Annotated in this window: 6 protein-coding genes; 3 read left to right on the top strand and 3 right to left on the bottom strand. The window is 45.0% G+C overall.

Annotated features, from left to right (window positions below; genetic code table 11):
* From WJ238_RS11520 to WJ238_RS11510, 3 genes are all read left to right on the top strand, one after another.
* A partial coding sequence (locus WJ238_RS11520) for a sigma factor-like helix-turn-helix DNA-binding protein (protein WP_337607001.1) occupies positions 1-196 on the top strand: 196 nt, incomplete at its 5' end.
* A gap of 1 nt (position 197) precedes the next feature.
* Positions 198-716, top strand: coding sequence for a hypothetical protein (locus WJ238_RS11515; RefSeq protein WP_257464853.1), 519 nt, complete (start codon positions 198-200; stop codon positions 714-716).
* Positions 713-1,474 carry a hypothetical protein gene (locus WJ238_RS11510; protein ID WP_337607000.1) on the top strand — a complete coding sequence of 254 codons (762 nt, stop codon included), beginning with the start codon at positions 713-715 and terminating at the stop codon, positions 1,472-1,474. Before WJ238_RS11515 ends, WJ238_RS11510 begins: the two co-directional genes overlap by 4 nt.
* A 185-nt stretch (positions 1,475-1,659) precedes the next feature.
* Here WJ238_RS11510 and atpC read toward each other — a convergent pair whose 3' ends face one another.
* The 3 genes from atpC to atpG all read right to left on the bottom strand — a co-directional run.
* Positions 1,660-2,067 (bottom strand): ATP synthase F1 subunit epsilon, encoded by a 408-nt coding sequence (gene atpC / locus WJ238_RS11505; protein WP_337606999.1) that lies wholly within the window; start codon positions 2,065-2,067, stop codon positions 1,660-1,662.
* A gap of 12 nt (positions 2,068-2,079) precedes the next feature.
* Complete coding sequence (atpD, locus tag WJ238_RS11500; protein ID WP_337606998.1) at positions 2,080-3,471, bottom strand: F0F1 ATP synthase subunit beta; 1,392 nt, start codon at positions 3,469-3,471, stop codon at positions 2,080-2,082.
* A gap of 5 nt (positions 3,472-3,476) precedes the next feature.
* A partial coding sequence (gene atpG, locus WJ238_RS11495) for an ATP synthase F1 subunit gamma (protein WP_337606997.1) occupies positions 3,477-4,146 on the bottom strand: 670 nt, incomplete at its 5' end.

Below are 4,146 nucleotides of genomic sequence, written 5' to 3'. Positions count from 1 at the left end.
TACCCTGTGCCAGCAGCTCAAAAGCCCCTATAAAGAAGTTGCTGTTTCGCATTTCTGTAAACAGCTTACTGTTACAGAAATCGCCCGGCAGACTCAGAAAAATCCAAAAACCATCCAGACACAGCTTTACCGGGCAAGGGCAATGCTGAAAAAGCTCCTGGTTCCGCCGGGAAATGTCAACGAAAGGAGAGTCTGATATGCATGTTAGGGAAAAATCTCTGAATAAGATTACAGACAGCGATACAGTAAGCACGGAAGAAATGATTGCGTTTCTGGAGCATCTTGATCAGTGTGATTTCTGTCTGGATCAGATGATTGAAGAAGAAATCCGAAATACCGATCAGCCGGCTCCGGACTATCTGGCAGAACAGATTCTGAACCGTGCAGCCGCGCCGGATGTTCAGGCGGCAAAGGCTGTACGCACAACATCCAGAAAAATGCAGCTTTTTTATTATGGACTTCGCACTGCAACAGGCATGATCGCTGCTCTTTTTCTTCTTTTTGTTATTCAGCAGGCGGATCTCAGCACTTTTTCCGGAGTTTCTATTCCGGAATCCAGCAAATCTGCCATCCGCACAGAAGTCAGCGCTCACCCGGAAACACTTTCACGGCTGTCACAGAATATTTCTGCAGAGCTTTCACGCAGCTCTGATAAACTGACTGGTTATATACGAAATTTTTCAAATAAAATCTTAAATGGAGGCGATTTAAAATGACAAAACAAAAAAAAGGACTTTTGCTTTTTCTCTGCTCACTGGTTCCGGGAGCCGGAGAAATGTACATGGGCTTTTTTAAACAGGGGATCAGCATTATGCTTATATTCTGGGGAACTTTCGGACTGGCAACCTTATCTTCACTTAGTTTTATCGTCATGTTTCTTCCCATTATGTGGTGTTACAGTTTCTTCCATGTACACAACCTGAAATCCATGTCTGAGGATGATTTTTATGCGGTGGAAGACAGCTATCTTCTCCATCTTGACCAGTTTATTGGAAATGCAGACCATTTTGTAAAAAAATACCGCAAACTGATTGCTGTTTTCCTGATCATCTTCGGTGTTTCTATTTTATGGGATAATCTCAGAGGACTGATCATGTGGCTGCTTCCGGATACTGTGGCAAATGTCCTGATCAATCTGTTTTATAATGTTCCGTCAATTATCATTGCCATTGCTATTATTGCTGTTGGCATCCACATGCTTAATACAAAGAAGCAGGAGCTTGACAGCGCAGAGACTTCAGAAAAACCCCGGAAGGAAGAACACTACTGGGAGCCTTATCGTCCTTATCAGCAGTCCCGGGAGGAAACATCTGAAGCTCCAACCGCAGAAGCACTGACGCCGGAAGCTTCCGAACAGACAGTTGTTTCTGAGACATCTTCTACTGATGAAACCGGCGCTCAGACAGTTACTGAGCCCACAGAGTCTGCTCCGGCTTCTGAGGAAGCTTCTGCCGGAACGGAAAAGACAAACTGACCCCTGAATGTCTTCACAGTCCAGATCAGCTATAACTGCTGAAAACAAATTCAAAAAATATCAAAAGCAAAGTAAATTTTACCCTGCCAAAAACGGAAGCCGTCCTTTGATAAATCATCAGGACAGCTTCCGTTCTTATTATAAATATTTCTTCTGTTTACAGGTATTTCTTCTATATAAATACATTACAGATTTTTCGTTACGCGAAGCCTTGTCATTGCCCTTGCCAGAGCCAGCTGATTCATGTGGTATTCCTGAATGCTCTGCTTCTGGCGGAGCTGTTCCTCTGCGCGCTCCTTTGCCTCCTGAGCTCTACGAATATCAATTTCTTCCGGTCTTTCCACAGAAAGGCAAAACAGCTTTGCACGGTTATTGATCATTTCCACAAAACCATTGCTGACTGCTGCAACCACCTTGTTTCCGTCAGCATCTTCATACCGAAGCTCACCGGGAACAATTGCTACAATCACATTTGCATGATGAGCCAGAAAAGACTTTTCTCCATCCTCTACAGGAACAACCAGAGATCTGGCGCGTCCGGCATAAGCCAGCTTATTGCTGGCATAGATTTCCAGTCCAAATGTACTTTCCATGAACTTCACTCCTTACTGTTCAAGGGTTTTTGCTTTTTCAATAACCTCGTCAATAGTTCCCACATTAAAGAATGCATTTTCAGGATATTCATCCATCTCTCCGTTTACAATGGCCTTAAATCCACGGATGGTTTCTTTCAGCGGAACGTATCTTCCGGGGATTCCGGTAAAGTTTTCCGCTACATGGAAGGGCTGGGATAAAAATCTCTGTATCTTTCTTGCACGATGTACTGTATTTTTGTCTTCATCAGACAGCTCTTCCATACCAAGAATTGCAATAATATCCTGCAGTTCCTTATATTTCTGAAGAATTTCCTGAACACGGCGGGCAACCTCATAATGTTCCTCTCCTACCACGTCTGCTTCCAGAATACGGGAAGAGGATTCCAGAGGATCCACTGCCGGATAAATACCCTGCTCAACAATTTTTCTGGATAATACGGTTGTTGCATCCAGATGGGCAAAGGTTGTTGCCGGAGCCGGGTCTGTCAGGTCATCCGCCGGGACATATACAGCCTGAACAGATGTAACAGAACCTGCTTTTGTAGAAGCAATGCGCTCCTGAAGCTCTCCCATTTCTGTAGACAGTGTAGGCTGATATCCAACTGCGGACGGCATACGTCCCAGAAGCGCAGACACCTCAGAACCAGCCTGTACAAAACGGAAAATATTATCAATAAACAAAAGTACGTCTCTGTGTTCTGTATCACGGAAATACTCTGCCATAGTAAGGCCTGTTTCCGCAACACGCATACGGGATCCCGGCGGCTCATTCATCTGTCCGAACACCAGGGCAGTTTTTTCAAGAACCCCTGATTCTTTCATTTCGCTCCACAAATCATTTCCTTCACGGGAACGCTCGCCTACACCGGTAAAAATAGAATAACCGCCATGCTCTGTTGCAATATTCTGGATCAGCTCCTGGATCAGCACGGTTTTACCTACTCCGGCGCCTCCGAACAGACCAATCTTTCCACCTTTTGCATAAGGTGCAAGAAGGTCAATTACCTTAATTCCTGTTTCCAGGATCTCAACTGCCGGGCTCTGATCCTCAAAACTTGGCGGATCTCTGTGGATGACCCAATGTTCCTCATCCTCCAGAGATTCACCGCCATCCACAGTTTCTCCAAGAACATTAAAAAGTCTTCCCAGAGTGCAGTCTCCTACCGGAACCTTGATTCCGCTTCCTGTGGCAATTACTTCTCTGTCTCTCTGAAGTCCCTCACTGGCACTTAACATAATGCAGCGCACTACGCGGTTTCCCAGATGCTGTGAGACTTCCATAATACATTTTTTTCCGTTGTTTTCCACTTCCAGGGCCTCCCGGATATCCGGAAGCTCCCCCTGCTCAAAAACAACATCCACAACAGGTCCCATAACCTGTACAATTTTACCTTTATTCATCCTTGTCACTTCCTTCTCTGGGCTTTTGCGCCGCTGATAACCTCTGTGATTTCCTGTGTGATGGCCGCCTGCCGTGCACGATTAAACTGAATGGAAAGATCCTGCAGCATCTTTTTTGCGCTGTCTGTGGAAGACTGCATTGCAGTCATTCGCGCATTATTTTCACTGGCATAGGCTTCTACCAGACATCCGTAAATAACACCTGTCAGATAATTGGGAATCATTGTATCCAGAACCACATCTGCAGAAGGAAACATTTCAATCTCCTCCTGTGGAGCTTCCACCGGGATCTGAGCCGGTGAAAAACTTGCTTTTTTCAGCGGAAGAAGCTGCATATCCACAGGTTCCATCACTGCCGCATTTTGCATCTGAGTATAAATAATATGTACCTCATCCAGCTCACGGTCAAGAAAAGCTCTTACAATTTCCTCACTGATCAGTCTTGCGCGATGCATAGTTGGCTTCTGCACAGTATAACGAAAGCTTCCGTCTACATCTGCACTTTTCTTTTCATAATACTGACGGCCTACCATTCCAAGTACATACAGCTTGTGATAACCCGGAGTTTTTTCCATAAACTCATCTGTCAGCTTTGTGATATTGTGGTTATAGGCTCCTGCCATTCCTTTATCTCCGGTTACTACAATAATTCCGGTTTTACGCTCCTGCTGAGGT

Source organism: Claveliimonas sp., from assembly GCF_037273965.1.
Taxonomy (GTDB): domain Bacteria; phylum Bacillota; class Clostridia; order Lachnospirales; family Lachnospiraceae; genus Claveliimonas; species Claveliimonas bilis.
This window is presented reverse-complemented; position numbering and strand designations above follow the sequence as displayed.

Bases quoted from the DNA above. Each gene is read 5' to 3' on its own strand.
- WJ238_RS11515 (WP_257464853.1), top strand. From the start codon at position 198: ATGCATGTTAGGGAAAAATCTCTGAATAAGATTACAGACAGCGATACA.
- WJ238_RS11510 (WP_337607000.1), top strand. From the start codon at position 713: ATGACAAAACAAAAAAAAGGACTTTTGCTTTTTCTCTGCTCACTGGTT.
- atpC (WP_337606999.1), bottom strand. From the start codon at position 2,067: ATGGAAAGTACATTTGGACTGGAAATCTATGCCAGCAATAAGCTGGCT.
- atpD (WP_337606998.1), bottom strand. From the start codon at position 3,471: ATGAATAAAGGTAAAATTGTACAGGTTATGGGACCTGTTGTGGATGTT.